Origin of the sequence: Chitinophaga deserti (assembly GCF_003149455.1) — a bacterium.
Taxonomy (GTDB): domain Bacteria; phylum Bacteroidota; class Bacteroidia; order Chitinophagales; family Chitinophagaceae; genus Chitinophaga; species Chitinophaga deserti.
In genome coordinates, this window is record NZ_QFFK01000010.1 from 200,076 (window position 1) to 216,085 (window position 16,010).

The following is a 16,010-nucleotide window of genomic DNA, read 5'->3' on the forward strand; positions in this document are numbered from 1 at the left end:
GTCTTTTTATGAGTTGGCAAATTTACAAATTTTGGGTTAGGCTGCAGAGACTATCTTTGCAGGGCATTACATTTTACCAGATTAAAGTTCAATACCGTGCGTGTATCGTTTTTTTTGTATAACATAGGCATCCGGCTCTACAGGGCTGCGGTGGGGCTTGCAGCCCGTGCCGGGAAGGCAAAGGCTAAGGCCTGGATCGAAGGCCGGGAGCGGCTTTGGCCTGAACTGGAGGCTGCCATGGAAGGGCAAAAACCGACCGTATGGGTACATGCCGCATCCCTTGGCGAATTTGAGCAGGGGAGGCCTGTTCTGGAAAACCTCCGCACGGATTACCCGGGTCACCGGATTGTACTCACCTTTTTCTCCCCTTCCGGGTATGAAGTGAGGAAAAACTGGCCGGGAGCGGATTTTGTTTGTTACCTCCCCCTCGATACCCCTCAGAATGCCACCCGGTTCCTGGACCTGGTGCGCCCGAAACTGGCCATCTTCATCAAATATGAATTCTGGTTACACTTCCTGCAGGCTTTATATGCCCGTAAGGTTCCCGTGCTCCTGATTTCCGGCATATTCCGCGATAAACAGCTCTTTTTCAGGTCGTATGGTAAAATGTTCAGGAACCTGCTCCTGCATATGGACCACCTTTTCGTACAGAACGAAGCTTCCATTACACTGCTGCACAATATAGGGGTAAAGCATGTTTCCCTTGCGGGGGATACCAGGTTCGACCGGGTATGGGCCCTCCGACAGAACCCGGTTTCGCTTCCAGTTATTGAAGCAGCCCTGCGCGTTCCGAAAGTGCTCGTGGCGGGCAGTACCTGGGAAGCTGATGAAACAGTGCTGGCAGAATGGTGGTATGGCGGGGGGAAAGAAGGCCGGCAACTGGTGCTGGCGCCCCATGAAATTCATAAAGCCCATCTCGATAAAATACAATCCCTTTTCCCTGATGCCGTGCGTTTCTCAGAACTAAACGGACGCCAGCCGGATGTACTCGTGATCGATAACGTAGGCATGCTGGCGGCCCTATACCGTTATGGCAGAATCTGTTACGTGGGCGGAGGATTTGGAAAAGAGGGGATTCACAACCTGCTGGAGCCTGCTACCTATGGCCGCCCCGTCATCATTGGTCCGGAATATTCCCGGTTTCATGAAGCAGAGATGCTGGTGCACCTGAGGGGTACGATTGTAATCAACAATGCGGCGGAGCTGGGAAAAGCAATTGAGGCGCTCAACGATCCCTATTACTACGGGCAAACCGTAGAGATCACCAGCCGCTTCGTGGAAGAACACAAAGGAGCTACGGAAAAAATCATGCGTTACATTCAGGAAAAGCGCTTCCTGACAAGGGAGTAGAAGTGCTGGGCCACGGTATCTGACTCGTCCCACCCAAGCTTGATCTTCAGTTCACGCTCAATCCAGTATTCGGCTTCCTGGAGTGAAGCACACTCGTTGATGGTTTTCAGCGAGCGCTCATACATGTCCTTATCATTGCGGAAAAGGGCGTCCATGAACTGAAACTTGTCGTTGATACCGATCGCGCTTTTGAGGTCGGGCACCCCTTTATTCCCGATCTTCTCACCTACTTCCAGTTTATTGCTGCTGAATCGGTCGTTAAGAGAAGCGGCTGGTTTGGAAGCCAGTTCGTTCAGTTCACGGCGAATGGTATTCTGCGGCTCGGGAGCCGGAGCAGGCTGGGCAGGAGGTGGATCAAAAAGGGTGGCGCCTGTTGGTATGGAGGGGCGTACCGGTTTAACGGGCACACGGTCGGGCGCATAACCATTGGCATGGCCGTTAGTGGCTGCTGCTGCCGGTGTATATGCTGCCGGGGCGGCAACAGGTTCTACAGGCACAGGCGTTGGCAGGGCAGGTTCAGGGACATGAACGTGTGCCGGCATAATAACCGCCACATGACCATGGGAAGAAAGCTCTGCTTTTTTCTGAAGATTACGCTGGTGGAGGATCTCCGCCTGCAGCAACTGTGTATAGTAGGATATGGATTGCAAACTCGCAGTTGAATTTTTCAATTCCTGCAGTTTGTCAATTAAGGCATTTATCTTTTCCATGCGTTAATTGAATTTTTGGTCCGTAAATCAGTGTTGATAACGTTGTACGGCAAAAAATATTTTATTTGCACTAAAGTTATACTTTTTTAACCACTTGTTAATCAAAATACTATAATATGTTTATTGAACCTTCGCTTACGGGTGGCCGGAGAGGATGGATCGAAGTGATCTGCGGATCGATGTTCTCCGGTAAAACGGAAGAACTCATCCGCCGGCTGAAACGTGCGAAGTTCGCTAACCTTTCTGTCGAGATCTTCAAACCTGCCATGGATGTGCGGTATGATCATGAACATATTGTGTCTCATAACGAATCGCGCATCCTTTCCACACCCGTCGAAAGCTCTCAACAAATGCTGCTGCTGGGGCAGGGAGTAGAAGTGGTCGGTATCGACGAAGCCCAGTTTTTTGACATGGAGCTTCCCAATGTTTGTGACCAGCTGGCGCTGCAGGGCATCCGTGTTATCGTGGCAGGCCTCGATATGAACTTCCGCGGCGAGCCTTTCGGCCCCATTCCCGCCTTGCTTGCAAAAGCCGACTATATCACCAAACTACATGCCATTTGTGTGCGTTGCGGTAACATAGCCACTCATTCCTACCGTACCGCTGCAGGTTCGCAGAAAGTATTGCTCGGTGAAAAGGACCATTACGAACCCCGCTGCCGGCATTGCTACGCCAGGGGAGATGCTGCATAATGAAAGGGCCTTTTCATTAAGGCTCCACCTTCACTTTAAACGTAAATTTCTTCTGGGTGATGTAACTGAAACATACGACAACGGCCGTAGTCAGGATTTTACTGATAGTGGGGTAGAAGCCGCAATAATCCACAAACAGCTTCATCAATACATAGTTCATCAGCAGGCAAACCGCTACCAGCAGGAAGTAACGAACCAGCTGCACGCGGCCTCTGAGATTAGAGTCCGAAAAAACAATGTATTTATTGAGTAAAAATCCTGACGGGAAGCTGACAATAAACGCCATGAATACCGCTGCGATGTGAGGACTGAGAGAAATCAAAGGCAGATGCACCACCTGCTTTTCCAGCACAAAATTGTAGAATATAAAGAACAGGAAAATATCCAGCAGGGTGTTACCACCTCCGCATGCCAGGTAACGGAAGGTCTGGAATGGCATAACCTTCGCGAATGGCCTGTAAAAGAAGGCCAGGATATTCAGAATCAACTGCTTCATTAGAAAATCGCTGCAAAGCTACAAACGAAAAGACAATTCTCCTTGCCGTTCCCTTGTTTTAACATCCTTTTACACGGTATTACCGCATCTGTTTGCGTTGTTTCCAGCGGGACGATGGTTTTGCTGAATGGTTTTCCGGTGTTGCTGCTGCCGCTGCGGGTTTATCCCATAATATGGCAGCAAGAATGGCGGCTGCACGTGCCGCATCATCCTCAGGCGCTTCCAGTGCCTGGGGCGTAAAATACCGGCCGATGAAATTCGTATCGAAATTACCATCTATGAACGCCGGCTGCTGCAGTGCCCATTTACCAAAGGGGAGTGTTGTTTTAATTCCTGTTACCCTGTATTCGTCGATGGCACGGATGAGCCGGTGCCGGGCCTCCTCACGGTTAGCTCCCCATGCAATCAGCTTCGATATCATGGGATCGTAGAATATAGGGATATCCATTCCTGCTTCATACCCGTCATCTACCCGCACGCCGGGGCCCTGTGGACGAATATACGTTTCCAGCCTGCCGGTATCGGGGAGGAAGTTGTTGGCCGGATCTTCCGCACAAAGGCGCAGTTCAATGGCGTGGCCATTCATTTGCAGGTCGTTTTGCCCGAAAGAGAGTTTTTCGCCGCGAGCCACCTTAATCTGTTCCTTCACCAGATCGAGCCCCGTGATCATTTCTGTAACGGGATGCTCTACCTGCAGGCGGGTATTCATTTCTAGGAAGTAGAAATTGAGTTTATCATCGACGAGGAACTCCACTGTACCGGCGCCGTGGTAGTTACAGGCGCGGGCCACATCTACGGCGCACTGCCCCATAGCCTTACGGATATCCGGGGTAAGGCAGGATGAGGGGGCCTCTTCGATAAGTTTCTGGTGACGGCGCTGGATGGAGCATTCCCTTTCGAAAAGGTATACTACATTGCCATGGCGGTCGCCCAGCACCTGTATTTCAATATGGCGGGGAGAGCCCACGTATTTTTCAATAAAAACGGCATCGTCTCCGAAAGCGCTGAGGGCTTCGCTTTTGGCGAGGCGTATCTGTTCTTCCAGTTCACTTTCTTTTTCTACCACGCGCATCCCTTTACCGCCGCCGCCTGCAGATGCTTTGATGAGGATGGGGAAGCCGGTTTTCTTTACAACTTCTTTCGCTTCTTCAAGACTTTTAAGGGGCGTTTCCGTACCGGGTACCATTGGCACGCCGAACTTTTGTGCGGCTTGTTTAGCGGCCAGTTTGCTGCCCATTGTTTCGATACTGGAAGCGGAGGGGCCAATGAAAAGGAGGCCTGCATCTTCCACCGCCTGCGCGAAGCGTGCATTCTCACTGAGGAAGCCGTAGCCGGGATGGATGGCATCGGCACCTGTTGATTTCGCAACTGCGATGATCTTGTCGCCCAGCAGATAGCTTTGGGCGGAAGGGGCCGGACCGATACAAACTGCTTCGTCGGCATACTGCACAAAGGGCATGGTACGGTCGGCTTCTGAATAAACTGCTACAGTGGCGATTCCCATTTCCCGGGCTGAGCGCATTACCCTCAGAGCGATTTCGCCCCGGTTGGCAACAACGATTTTCTTCATATGCTATGCATTGCGGTAAAGCGTTAAAGTTAATGGATTTCAATTTGACGGATCAAAGTTATCTTTGTGCCCGTGAAAAGTCCGATTTCCCAGATATATGCCCTTGTCCGTAAGGATATCCTGCTCGAATGGCGCCAGCGCCATGCCCTTTTTGGTATTCTGCTCTATGTTTTTTCCACGGTGTTCGTCATTAACCTGATGGTGCGGGAACCGGAGGAGCGGATGTGGAATGCCATGTTCTGGGTGGTGCAGCTGTTTGTATGTGTGAACGCCGTGGCGAAGAGCTTTCTGCAGGAGAGCAGGGGCCGGCTTTTATACTTTTATTCGTTGGTACACCCCCGTTATTTTATAGCAGCCAAGCTGATTTACAATGTGTTGCTGATGCTGTTGTTCAGCTCCGTTACCCTGCTTTGCTGTATTCTTTTCCTGGGTAACCCGCTGGTGAAACCCTGGTATTTCCTGGGGGTGGTATTGCTGGGCGGGGTGAGCCTGAGCCTGTTATTTACCATGCTGGCTGCCATTGCCGCACAGGCCAGCCAGAATGCGGCGCTCATGGCGATCATGGGTTTCCCGCTTATTATGCCCATCCTTATTTTGCTGAGTAACGTTTCCCAGAGTGCTTTTTCGCCCGTGGTGCAACCGGGGCTGGGAGGGATGTTCCTCATGCTGGCAGGGATGGATGTGCTCATTATTGCCCTTGCGCTTATCTTGTTCCCATTCCTCTGGAAAGAATAAATTTCAACAAAAGTCGCTCCGCGATGCGGATTGTTCAATGCTGAACGGTGGATTTGCAGGTTCATCAAAATCATCAAATTGCTTTGCCGTTCGGCGATAATCGTGTAGGTTTGCCCCCAATATTTCATTACAGTAATGGCTAAAAATTGGTGGAAAATACTCTCCGTACTGCTCCTGCTTTACGTGATCATCGGAGGGTTCATGGTTCCGGTGCCTGTAATCGGCAACAACCAGCAGGCTGCCCGCAGCATCTTCTTTCACTTGCCGATGTGGATGGCAATGTATACCCTGCTTACGATTTCCGTGGTTAATTCCGTATGGTACCTCGCTACAAACGATCTCCGCCGCGATGTGCGCGCTTCCAGCGCAGCCAGCGTGGGGGTGCTTTTCGGCGTAATGGGCTTCCTCACGGGCATGCTCTGGGCCACCTATACCTGGGGCGGTACTATCGTAAACGATCCCAAGCAGATGACCACCGCCATTGCCCTGGCCATTTATATGGCCTACCTCGTGCTCCGCATGTCTTTCACTGATATCGACAAGCGCGCCCGTGTGTCTGCCATCTACAATGTGTTCGCCTTTGCACTGCTCATTCCGCTTACTTACATCATCCCCCGCACGGTAGATTCCCTGCATCCCGGCAGCGCCAGCAGCCCGGGCTTCAGTGATAAAGACACGGCCGGTACCATCAAAATGGTGCTCTGGCCCGCCTTCATCGGATTCACCCTGCTGGGCATCTGGATCTATACCCTCCGCAACCGTTATAAAAGATTGGCTCTTAAAAATATCATTCATGGTTAACAGAATATCCGTTTCCTTTTTCGCCATTATGCTGCTTTTCGTTTCCACCGCCTTCGGCCAGGATACCGCAGCAGCCGTACAACAAGCCGCCGGCCAGCAAAATACGGAGACCGGCGCCGTGAACGAGTTTTTCCGGAGCAACAGTAAAATATATGTAGCCGTGGGCATCCTGGTGATCATCTTCAGCTGTATCACATTTTACCTGGTGCGGCTCGACAGGAAGATCACGAAGCTGGAAAAAGAAAAATAGCCCCCGCCGCCCCCTTACAAGTCTGCTTACAACACCAAAACAACATATCTAAACCGTTTTTTATGGCTAAAGCAAAAGCGCTGACGCAAGAACCGCATTATAGCTTTTTCCACAGTGTGGAAATGAGCTTTGATAAAGCCGCGCAATTCACAAAATGGGAGAATGGCATCCTTGAGCAGATCAAGGCCTGTAACGCTGTATACCGTATGAAATTCCCCGTTCGCGTAGGCGATGGCATTGAAGTAATTGAGGCTTACCGCGTACAACACTCTCACCACAAACTGCCCTGTAAAGGCGGTATCCGCTTCAGCGATGAAGTGAACCAGGACGAAGTGATGGCGCTCGCCGCCCTGATGACTTACAAGTGTGCGATTGTAAACGTACCCTTCGGTGGTGCCAAAGGCGGTATCCGTATCAATCCCCGGAATTACACCCCCTTCCAGCTCGAAAATATCACCCGCCGCTACACGGCTGAACTGGTGAAGAAGAACTTCATCGGCCCCGGCATCGACGTTCCAGCACCAGATTACGGAACCGGTGAGCGCGAAATGAGCTGGATCCTCGACACCTACATGAGCCTCCGCCCCGGAGAAATCGACGGCTACGGCTGTGTAACAGGTAAACCCGTATCCCAGGGCGGCGTTCGCGGCCGTAAAGAAGCCACCGGCCTCGGTGTGTTCTACGGTCTCCGTGAACTCTGCAACGTTAAAGAAGACATGAAACGCCTCGGTCTCGAGCCCGGAATCGAAGGTAAAACAGTTGTGGTACAGGGTATGGGTAACGTGGGCTACCACGCCGCCAAATACTTCCACGAAGCAGGTGCCAAAGTAATCTGCCTCATCGAGTGGGATGGTGCCATCTACAACCATAAAGGCCTCGACCCCGATGCTGTACTGAAACACCGTAACGAAACCGGTTCCATCACCGGCTTCCCCGGCGCAAAAAACCTTAAAAAGAACACCGAAGGCCTGGAAATGGAGTGCGACATCCTCATCCCTGCTGCCCTCGAAAACGTGATCGACGAAGAAAACGCCCCCCGTATCAAGGCTAAAATCATCGGTGAAGCGGCTAACGGCCCCATCACCCCTGAAGCAGACGATATCCTCGCTAAGAAAGGCGTGATCGTAGTGCCTGATATGTTCCTCAATGCAGGCGGTGTTACCGTGTCTTACTTCGAATGGCTGAAAAACCTCAGTCACGTGCGCTACGGCCGTCTCGGCAAACGCTTCGATGAAAACATGAATATCCACATCCTCGGCCAGATCGAAGAACTGACCGGTAAGAAAGTATCTGAAAAAGAAAGGAAGTTCATCGCCCACGGTGCAGATGAAGTGGACCTGGTTTATTCCGGCCTGGAAGAAACCATGATCACCGCCCTCCACGAAGTGCGTGAGAAATCCCTTGAGCATAAGAAAATCAAGGATATGCGTACCGCAGCCTATGCCTGCGCCATCGATAAGGTGGGTGCAGCTTACGAGCAGCTCGGCATCTTCCCCTGATTTTTACACAAATACGGAACTGTACGACCGGGGCGGCCATTATGGCCGCCCTTTTTTTGTCAATTTGCACCCCTTACAAAAATACTTTAGCCATATCCTTATCGGCTTTTAATGGGCTTTTAGATATATTCTAATCCTTGTCTTGTTGCCTTCTATCCTTATATATGTCTAGGGTATATTTAGCCTATATCTAGGGTATATCTAGGGTATATCAGGCCCTTAAAGAGGCTAAACATACCCTAAATATAGGCTGGTCATATCCATGATATAGGCCAGATATAATTAGGGGGTGAATGGAACGACTATAGGTCTGCAAGGAGTCTGGCATACGGCTAAGGGCCGCCTAAAGGGCCACCTTTTAATACTTTGAACGATAAAACATACTTATTCGGCTGTGGGAGGGGGCGTCACAGCGGGGTAATCGGGAAGGTCCTGCTCAAATACCCAGGTGGCGGCAGCCCCGTCGAGGCGGCAGCACCAGGTATTCACCCCGTTGGTAATTACCAGCCAGGGGGCGGGCAGGGCCATATGGTATCTTACGATCTGTTCCAGTACGGGCTGCTTCAGGGGAACGCCCATTTCCTTACATTCCACGATCATCCAGGGGGTGGCTTCGCGGGAATACACCACGATGTCGCACCGTTTGCGCAACTCGCCAAGGTGCAGTTCCTTTTCTATACTCATGAGGGCGCCGGGGTATTCGCGGGATTTAACAAGGTAGTTCAGGAAGTTCTGCCGCACCCATTCCTCCGGTGTAAGCGCCACATACTTTTTCCGGTATGGATCGTAAATCATTTCCCGGCCATTGCTGGCTGTAATCTTAAAATCGGGCTGTGGGAACCGGATGGATATCATCCCGTAAAACTAGCGATTGGATGGCTTTTTGCCGAAAAAACATTACATTCACTTGTCAAAAGGCTATGAAGACGAAAGAAGAGATAGTAGCTAACTGGCTGCCCAGATACACGGGCGAGAAGCTGGAGAACTTCGGTTCCCACATCCTGCTGACCAACTTTTCCAACTACGTACTGCAATTTGCCCAATGGAACGATGCTAAGATCGTTGGCGCCGACAGGCCCATGCAATGCTGTACAGCAGGCGATATTACCATCATTAATTTTGGAATGGGTAGTCCCGGAGCCGCTACGGTAATGGACCTGCTCAGTGCTATATCTCCCAAAGCCGTACTTTTCCTGGGGAAATGCGGGGGATTGAAGAAGAAAAACAGTATCGGCGACCTCATCCTGCCCATTGCGGCCATCCGGGGAGAAGGTACCTCCAACGACTACTTTCCGGCAGAAGTGCCCGCCCTCCCGGCGTTTGCTCTCCAGAAAGCCATTTCCACCACCATTCGGGAATACGGTTGCGATTACTGGACCGGGACCTGTTACAGTACTAACCGCCGGGTGTGGGAGCATGATGCCGACTTCAAGAAGTACCTCGAGCGTATCCGTGCCATGGCCATCGATATGGAAACTGCCACCATCTTTTCGGTCGGCTTTTATAATAAAATCCCTACCGGTGCGCTGCTCCTCGTTTCTGACCAGCCAATGGTGCCTGAAGGCGTGAAAACCGAAGAGAGCGATAAGAAAGTAACGAATGAATTCGTAGACCGCCATCTCCGCGTAGGGATCGATTCCCTGAAAAATCTCATCAACAGCCACCAAACCGTAAAACACCTCCGTTTCTAATGCCTGTACCGCTGGTTGCTATCCGTAATCTATCCGTCGAATTTCGTGGCGAAGGCCATACCGTTACCGCTGTAAAAGGCATTTCGTTTAACATTCAGCCGGGTGAGATACTGGGTATTGTAGGAGAATCCGGATCGGGGAAATCCGTAACCTCCCTCAGCATTATGCGGCTCATTACCGAGCCGGGGCGCATCAGCAGCGGGGAGATCATCTATCAGCCGGAAAATAAGCCTCCGCAAGACCTGCTGCGCCTGACAGAATCCGCCATACGCGGCTACCGTGGCCACGAAATAGCCATGATCTTCCAGGAGCCTATGACCAGCCTGAACCCGCTGCATACCTGTGGCCAACAGGTGGCCGAAGCCATTATTCTCCATAAAAAAGTAAACGCCCGCGAGGCCCGCCGGCAAACGCTCGCCCTCTTTGAGCGCGTGCGCCTGCCAAGGCCTGAAGAAGCGTTTGATAAATATCCCCATGAGCTTTCCGGGGGGCAGAAGCAGCGTGTCATGATTGCCATGGCCATATCCTGCGGGCCGCGCCTCCTGATTGCTGACGAGCCTACCACAGCCCTCGATGTTACCGTGCAGAAAACGATCCTTGAACTGCTGCGGGAGTTACAACGGGAGATGGGGATGAGCGTGGTGTTCATTACCCACGATCTTGGCGTGATCGCGGAAATCGCCGACAGGGTGGCCGTGATGTATAAAGGTGAAATAGTGGAAGAAGGGGAAGTGCAGCAGATCTTTGAACGCCCTGCCCATGCATATACAAAAGGATTACTGGCCTGCCGTCCACCGCTGGACCTTCGGTTACGCCGCCTGCCTGTGGTAAAGGACTTCACCGGCAGCAGGGAGCCCCTGGAAGTGAAGGCATTTGTACAATCGCTGGAAATGCCCGGAACGGAAATGCTGGCGCGGGAAGAAATGCTCGCGGAAAGGCCGCCGCTCCTGGAAGTGGAAGGACTGAGCACCTGGTTCCCCCGCGGAAAGTCACTGTTCGGGAAGGTGAAAGAATGGAACAGGGCGGTAGACGATATCAGTTTTACTGTCAGGGAAGGGGAAACGCTGGGGCTGGTAGGGGAATCGGGCTGCGGAAAAACCACCCTGAGCCGCACCTTGCTCCGCCTTGTGGAGCCAACGCAGGGGGCTATACGTTACCGCGGGCGCGATCTGCTGGCCATGCCGGCTTCGGAGCTGCGCGACATGCGGAAGCATATCCAGCTTATTTTTCAGGACCCATATTCTTCTCTCAATCCACGGATGACCGTTGGGCAGGCCATTCTTGAACCCATGCAGGTACATGGATTGTATGGGAACGACAGGGAGCGGAAAGAGCGGGTGCTGGCATTGCTGGAGAAGGTGCAGCTGCTGCCGGAGCATTATCACCGTTACCCACACGAGTTTTCGGGCGGCCAGCGGCAGCGTATAGTGATTGCCCGGGCACTGGCCCTGAACCCGGAGTTCATTATCTGTGACGAATCGGTATCTGCGCTGGATGTAAGTGTGCAGGCCCAGGTACTGAACCTGTTACGGGAATTGCAGAATGAGTTCAATTTCACGTATATATTTATATCTCACAATCTGTCTGTTGTGCATTTTATGAGTGACAGGATGATGGTGATGCAGCGGGGGAAGATTGCGGAAATGGGGAGGGCAGACGATGTGTATCACCGGCCTGCATCTTCCTATACGAAGGAATTAATAGCGGCTATTCCCGGCCGTTGAACCTTATTTCCGGATATGCGTTATAATCCGTACCTTTGCAGACTTTAAATTCATTCATACCGTAATATGAAATTATCACAATTCAAGTTCGATCTGCCGTTAAACCTGATCGCACAACATCCCTCCAAGACAAGAGACGAGAGCCGCCTGATGGTCGTTAACCGCGCCACTGGTAAAATCGAGCACAAAGTTTTCAAAGACATTCTGGGTTATTTCAATGATAAGGACGTAATGGTCGTGAACAACACGAAAGTGTTTCCCGCGCGCTTGTATGGCCGTAAAGAGAAGACCGGAGCGAAAATTGAAGTGTTCCTGCTCCGTGAGCTGAACAAGCAAAACCGTCTGTGGGATGTAATCGTGGATCCGGCCCGGAAGATCCGTGTAGGCAACAAACTGTATTTCGGGGACGACGAGAGCCTGGTGGCGGAAGTAATCGACAACACTACTTCCCGCGGCCGTACCATCCGTTTCCTGTTCGAAGGAAACGACGAAGAGTTCAAGGCCGTACTGGACAGCCTGGGAGAAACCCCGCTGCCGAAGTACATCAAACGCAAACCGGAAGAAGAAGACAAGGAACGTTACCAGACCGTGTACGCCAAGTACGAAGGTGCTGTAGCTGCTCCTACTGCGGGGCTTCACTTCAGCCGTGAGCTGATCAAACGCCTGGAGATCAAGGGCGTGAAGTTCGCCGAAGTTACCCTTCACACCGGCCTGGGAACTTTCCGCCCTATTGAGGTGGAAGACCTGAGCAAGCATAAAATGGATGCGGAATATTTCCACATCGATGAATATGCCGTGAAGATCGTGAACAAAGCGAAAGAAGAAAACCGCAAGATCTGCGCTATCGGTACCACTACCGTTCGTGCCGTTGAATCTTCCGTTACCGCACAGAACCATCTGAAAGCGGCAGAAGGCTGGACGAATACCTTCATCCACCCTCCGTATGATTTTTCCATTCCGAATGCACTGGTAACCAACTTCCACCTGCCCAAAACCAGCCTCCTTATCATGGTATGCGCCTTCGCCGGCTACGACCTGATCATGGAAGCTTATCAGCAGGCTATCAAGGAAAAATACCGGTTCTTTAGTTATGGCGATGCCATGCTCATTATTTGATCCGGATACAGGATTTTTAAAAGGCAAACAGTACATACTGTTTGCCTTTTTTTATCAAAATAACCTTACTTCGCATATATGCCAGACAGGAATAAGATAGCAGTTATCGTAGCCGGTGGTTCCGGCCAGCGGATGGGAAGCACCATCCCCAAACAATTTATGGAGATAGGCGGCAAACCCGTGCTGCATCATACGATTAACGCATTCCGCACCGCATACCCGGATATCCGGATCGTGCTGGTAATTCCCCAGGCTCATCAGGCCTACATCGCACCCTTACTGGTTTCATTTGACGTGCCGCCATCCATTATGATCGTACACGGCGGAGAAACACGTTTCCACTCCGTGAAAAACGGTCTGGAAACGATTACAGAACCGGCAGTAGTGTTTGTACACGATGGCGTGCGGCCATTGCTTTCTCCTGCATTGATCCGCCGGTGCTGCGAAGGCGCTTTATCAAAGGGAAATGCCATACCGGCAATCGAAGTAAAAGACAGTTTGCGCGAGGTAGATGATGAAGGCAATTTGTCGGTAGACCGTAGCCGGTTCCGTATAATCCAGACTCCCCAGACGTTCCTGTCTGAACAATTACTTCCTGCATTCGATCAGCCTTATGATCCGTTATTTACGGATGAAGCCAGCGTGGCAGAGCGCTATGGTGCAGAGATTAACCTGGTGGAAGGAGAGGAGCGCAACATCAAAATCACCCGACCGTTAGATATGGCGATTGCCGAAGTGTTGCTTCAACAAGCATAAGTTACTGCTTGCGAAAACCCATGGTGAGGAATTTCTGCTGCTTGCTATTATTGGGGAAAATGTAAATAACGTTGCCGGTTTTACAATTGCATTCCGTACAATTCTGGGCTGTGCCCGGAATCTTCTTACGGAGCGGCTGCACAATGGTAAAACCCGTTTTCGATTCTAACCATTTATCTAATTCCGCTTCAAAGTTGGCACTGTTGCGATCTACATCTACCGCCCATGGATCCCCGCATTTCGTTTCCGTCCATATAAGTGTATCACCTAATGGTTCTATCTGCTGATCTTTCTTACACGATATATTGGCCAGGGTTAGACAGGCTATCACTAATAGTAAACCTTTCCTCATGAAATCTATTTATATAAAAACAGTCTGAAGGTACTAAAAGTTATTGCCTCACGAACCCAGGGGCGATAAATTGCTGCTCATAACGTTGAGGAGACAATGAAGTTATCACCATATAACTGTTATGACAGGCAACCTTATGATCCGTTATTCACGGATGAAGCCAGTGTGGCAGAGCGCTATAGTACAGAGGTAAATCTGGTAGAAGGAGAGGAGCGTAATAAGCTCATAATCCCCTCGATATTATCATTACGGGAGTTTTCCTGAAATCAGAATAATTACTCTGCCTTACGGAATCCCAGGTCGATGAACTTTTGTTCGGTGCCTTTTACCGGCCAGATAAAAAGGACGTTACCTGAAGTGCAGGAACAGGCTGCACAGTAAATTGCTTTCCCTACCTGGTATTCCCGTTTAGGCTCCGATATGGGCACGCCGGTTTTAGTAATTAGCCAGTTCTTTAGTTCTTTGGTGAAGGTGCTGCTGTTTCGCTCGATATCCCTGAACCAGGGATCGGAGCATTGGGTTTCATCGTAGTAATAGGTGTTAGACTTGTCAGGAGATTTGTCTTTTTTACAGGATGCTACAGTGATAAGCATGGTAGCCGCTAATAGGAATAGTCCATTTTTCATGGTACGTGGTTTTTTTCTGAAACGAGTGGAAATACACAAAGGTTACAGCATGTAGCAAATGGCAATATCAGGTGTATCGCTCATCACGGCTACGCCGCTTGCGGAAATACGGCTGATGCCGGATTGTACAATGCTGATCACAATATCAATATCACACGCCCGCCGGATATTGCCATTGCGGAAGTTTTCCTGAAATCAGAATGACTATTCAACCTTTTGGAATCCCAGGTCGATGTACTTTTGTTCGGTTCCTTTTGTCACCCGGATTATAGTGACGTTGCCTGATAAGCACGAACAGGCCAGGCAATAATTTCCTTTTTCTTTATTAAATTCCCGTTTGGGTTCCCCGATTGGTACACCGGTTTTGGCGATCAGCCATGCCTGTAGCTTTTGGGTGAAGTTGGTGCTGTTACCTGGTACATCTCTCACCCATGGATCGGAGCAATGGGTTTCGTTAAATATGAGGGCTTCAGTTTTACCGGTTTTCTTGTCTTTCTTACAGGATGCTGCGGTGATAAGCATAATGGCCGCAATGAGGAGTAGTCCATTTTTCATGGTACGTGGTTTTTTCTGAAACGTGTGGAAATACACAAAAGTTACAGCATGCAGCAACCCCGTTGCTGAATGTTGGGGACCACGTTTCATTCATCTTTACCGGAAATGCTTATTCCGACTGGCCTTTCCCGATTTTCTGCAGAATCTGATGAGCAGCTTCCAGTGCCTGGAACCCGTCGCGCACATTTACGGCTACCGGTTTGTTTTCGAGGATGCTGTCGCGGAAAAGCTCCAGTTCCGTACGGATAGCGTTAGACTGTTTGATCTCCGGATTATCGATGGCGATCGTCTTTTTACCATTATTGGTAGCGATATCGAGGGTGAATTTCCCTTCGTCTTCCGGTGTTTTCAGTTTGATGATCTCGGTTTTCTTATCTAGGAAGTCGATACCGATGTAAGCATCTTTCTGGAAGAGGCGCATTTTACGCATTTTCTTCAATGAAATACGGCTGGAGGTGAGGTTGGCAACACATCCGTTGTGGAATTCGATACGGACGTTGGCAATATCAGGTGTATCGCTCATCACCGCTACACCACTGGCGGAAATGCGGCTGATGCTGGATTGTACGATGCTGAGCACGATATCGATATCATGGATCATGAGGTCGAGGATCACGCTTACATCTGTACCACGGGGATTGAATTCTGCCAGGCGGTGTACTTCAATGAACATGGGCTTGAGGTCGTACCCTTTCAGTGCAAGGAAAGCAGGATTAAAGCGCTCAACGTGGCCTACCTGGAATTTGATATTCGCTTCTTCCACGAGCTTTACCAGCAGCCGGGCTTCTTCCATGGTATTGGTCATGGGCTTTTCCACGAATACGTGCTTGCCCATGCGGATCGCAGTTTCGCATAACTGGAAGTGCTGGGTGGTAGGAGCCACAATATCGATTGCGTCGGAAGCTTTGATAAGCTCCTCGGCAGATGAGAACCGGGTGAGATTATACTGGTCGCGGATACTGTCCGCGTTGGCATCGCTGGGATCAAAATATCCCGTCACTTCCACATCTTTCATGGTTGACAGCTGGGAAAGATGTATTTTGCCCAGGTGTCCTACTCCAAACAAGCCAATTTTTAGCATGCGCTG

Annotated in this window: 19 protein-coding genes; 11 read left to right on the top strand and 8 right to left on the bottom strand. The window is 50.6% G+C overall.

Going from position 1 to position 16,010, the window contains the following annotated elements:
* Window positions 1-96 precede the first annotated feature (96 nt).
* Window positions 97-1,350 carry a 3-deoxy-D-manno-octulosonic acid transferase gene (locus DEV76_RS21795; protein WP_157963033.1) on the top strand — a complete coding sequence of 418 codons (1,254 nt, stop codon included), beginning with the start codon at window positions 97-99 and terminating at the stop codon, window positions 1,348-1,350.
* On the opposite strand, the gene DEV76_RS21800 is transcribed toward DEV76_RS21795, so the two are convergent.
* Window positions 1,320-2,060: a hypothetical protein gene (locus tag DEV76_RS21800; RefSeq protein ID WP_109700057.1), complete on the bottom strand. Its 741-nt coding sequence runs from the start codon at window positions 2,058-2,060 to the stop codon at window positions 1,320-1,322. The two genes, DEV76_RS21795 and DEV76_RS21800, sit on opposite strands and share 31 nt — an antisense overlap.
* Window positions 2,061-2,176: 116 nt before the next feature.
* On the opposite strand from DEV76_RS21800, the gene DEV76_RS21805 reads away from it, so the two are divergent.
* The gene (locus DEV76_RS21805; RefSeq protein WP_109700058.1) at window positions 2,177-2,752 is read left to right on the top strand and encodes a thymidine kinase; all 576 of its coding nucleotides are present in this window, start codon (window positions 2,177-2,179) and stop codon (window positions 2,750-2,752) included.
* Window positions 2,753-2,768: 16 nt separating this feature from the next.
* On the opposite strand, the gene DEV76_RS21810 is transcribed toward DEV76_RS21805, so the two are convergent.
* Window positions 2,769-3,248: a GtrA family protein gene (locus DEV76_RS21810; protein ID WP_109700059.1), complete on the bottom strand. Its 480-nt coding sequence runs from the start codon at window positions 3,246-3,248 to the stop codon at window positions 2,769-2,771.
* A gap of 79 nt (window positions 3,249-3,327) precedes the next feature.
* Window positions 3,328-4,818 carry an acetyl-CoA carboxylase biotin carboxylase subunit gene (gene accC / locus DEV76_RS21815; RefSeq protein WP_109700060.1) on the bottom strand — a complete coding sequence of 497 codons (1,491 nt, stop codon included), beginning with the start codon at window positions 4,816-4,818 and terminating at the stop codon, window positions 3,328-3,330.
* 72 nt (window positions 4,819-4,890) lie between these two features.
* Here accC and DEV76_RS21820 point away from each other — a divergent pair, with 72 nt between their 5' ends.
* The 4 genes from DEV76_RS21820 (at window position 4,891) to DEV76_RS21835 (ending at window position 8,103) form a co-directional block, all read left to right on the top strand.
* Entirely contained in the window at window positions 4,891-5,553 is a 663-nt protein-coding gene (locus tag DEV76_RS21820) for a heme exporter protein CcmB (protein WP_232827019.1), read from the top strand.
* 135 nt (window positions 5,554-5,688) lie between these two features.
* On the top strand, window positions 5,689-6,354 hold the full coding sequence (ccsA, locus tag DEV76_RS21825) for a cytochrome c biogenesis protein CcsA (RefSeq protein WP_109700061.1): 666 nt from the start codon (window positions 5,689-5,691) through the stop codon (window positions 6,352-6,354).
* Complete coding sequence (locus DEV76_RS21830; RefSeq protein WP_157963034.1) at window positions 6,347-6,604, top strand: CcmD family protein; 258 nt, start codon at window positions 6,347-6,349, stop codon at window positions 6,602-6,604. The genes ccsA and DEV76_RS21830 overlap by 8 nt, the downstream gene beginning before the upstream one ends.
* 62 nt (window positions 6,605-6,666) lie before the next feature.
* A complete protein-coding gene (locus DEV76_RS21835) occupies window positions 6,667-8,103 on the top strand; it encodes a Glu/Leu/Phe/Val family dehydrogenase (protein ID WP_109700063.1) in 1,437 nt (478 codons plus the stop codon).
* A gap of 384 nt (window positions 8,104-8,487) precedes the next feature.
* On the opposite strand, the gene DEV76_RS21840 is transcribed toward DEV76_RS21835, so the two are convergent.
* Window positions 8,488-8,958 carry a type I restriction enzyme HsdR N-terminal domain-containing protein gene (locus tag DEV76_RS21840; protein ID WP_109700064.1) on the bottom strand — a complete coding sequence of 157 codons (471 nt, stop codon included), beginning with the start codon at window positions 8,956-8,958 and terminating at the stop codon, window positions 8,488-8,490.
* A 65-nt stretch (window positions 8,959-9,023) separates the two neighbouring features.
* On the opposite strand from DEV76_RS21840, the gene DEV76_RS21845 reads away from it, so the two are divergent.
* The 4 genes from DEV76_RS21845 (at window position 9,024) to DEV76_RS21860 (ending at window position 13,390) form a co-directional block, all read left to right on the top strand.
* The gene (locus DEV76_RS21845; protein WP_109700065.1) at window positions 9,024-9,794 is read left to right on the top strand and encodes an AMP nucleosidase; all 771 of its coding nucleotides are present in this window, start codon (window positions 9,024-9,026) and stop codon (window positions 9,792-9,794) included.
* Complete coding sequence (locus tag DEV76_RS21850; protein ID WP_109700066.1) at window positions 9,794-11,518, top strand: ABC transporter ATP-binding protein; 1,725 nt, start codon at window positions 9,794-9,796, stop codon at window positions 11,516-11,518. Before DEV76_RS21845 ends, DEV76_RS21850 begins: the two co-directional genes overlap by 1 nt.
* Before the next feature lie 66 nt (window positions 11,519-11,584).
* A complete protein-coding gene (gene queA / locus DEV76_RS21855) occupies window positions 11,585-12,634 on the top strand; it encodes a tRNA preQ1(34) S-adenosylmethionine ribosyltransferase-isomerase QueA (RefSeq protein WP_109700067.1) in 1,050 nt (349 codons plus the stop codon).
* 78 nt (window positions 12,635-12,712) lie between these two features.
* Entirely contained in the window at window positions 12,713-13,390 is a 678-nt protein-coding gene (locus tag DEV76_RS21860; RefSeq protein WP_109700068.1) for a 2-C-methyl-D-erythritol 4-phosphate cytidylyltransferase, read from the top strand.
* A gap of 1 nt (window position 13,391) precedes the next feature.
* On the opposite strand, the gene DEV76_RS21865 is transcribed toward DEV76_RS21860, so the two are convergent.
* Entirely contained in the window at window positions 13,392-13,742 is a 351-nt protein-coding gene (locus DEV76_RS21865) for a hypothetical protein (RefSeq protein ID WP_109700069.1), read from the bottom strand.
* 96 nt (window positions 13,743-13,838) lie between these two features.
* Between DEV76_RS21865 and DEV76_RS26030 the strand changes: the two genes are divergently transcribed.
* Window positions 13,839-14,006 carry a hypothetical protein gene (locus DEV76_RS26030; RefSeq protein WP_157963035.1) on the top strand — a complete coding sequence of 56 codons (168 nt, stop codon included), beginning with the start codon at window positions 13,839-13,841 and terminating at the stop codon, window positions 14,004-14,006.
* An 11-nt stretch (window positions 14,007-14,017) separates the two neighbouring features.
* Here the strand turns inward: DEV76_RS26030 and DEV76_RS21870 are convergent, their stop codons facing one another.
* From DEV76_RS21870 to DEV76_RS21880, 3 genes are all read right to left on the bottom strand, one after another.
* Window positions 14,018-14,368 carry a hypothetical protein gene (locus tag DEV76_RS21870; RefSeq protein WP_109700070.1) on the bottom strand — a complete coding sequence of 117 codons (351 nt, stop codon included), beginning with the start codon at window positions 14,366-14,368 and terminating at the stop codon, window positions 14,018-14,020.
* A gap of 204 nt (window positions 14,369-14,572) precedes the next feature.
* A complete protein-coding gene (locus DEV76_RS21875; RefSeq protein ID WP_157963036.1) occupies window positions 14,573-14,923 on the bottom strand; it encodes a hypothetical protein in 351 nt (116 codons plus the stop codon).
* Between the two features lie 109 nt (window positions 14,924-15,032).
* Window positions 15,033-16,004, bottom strand: coding sequence for a Gfo/Idh/MocA family protein (locus DEV76_RS21880; RefSeq protein ID WP_109700072.1), 972 nt, complete (start codon window positions 16,002-16,004; stop codon window positions 15,033-15,035).
* Window positions 16,005-16,010: the final 6 nt, after the last annotated feature.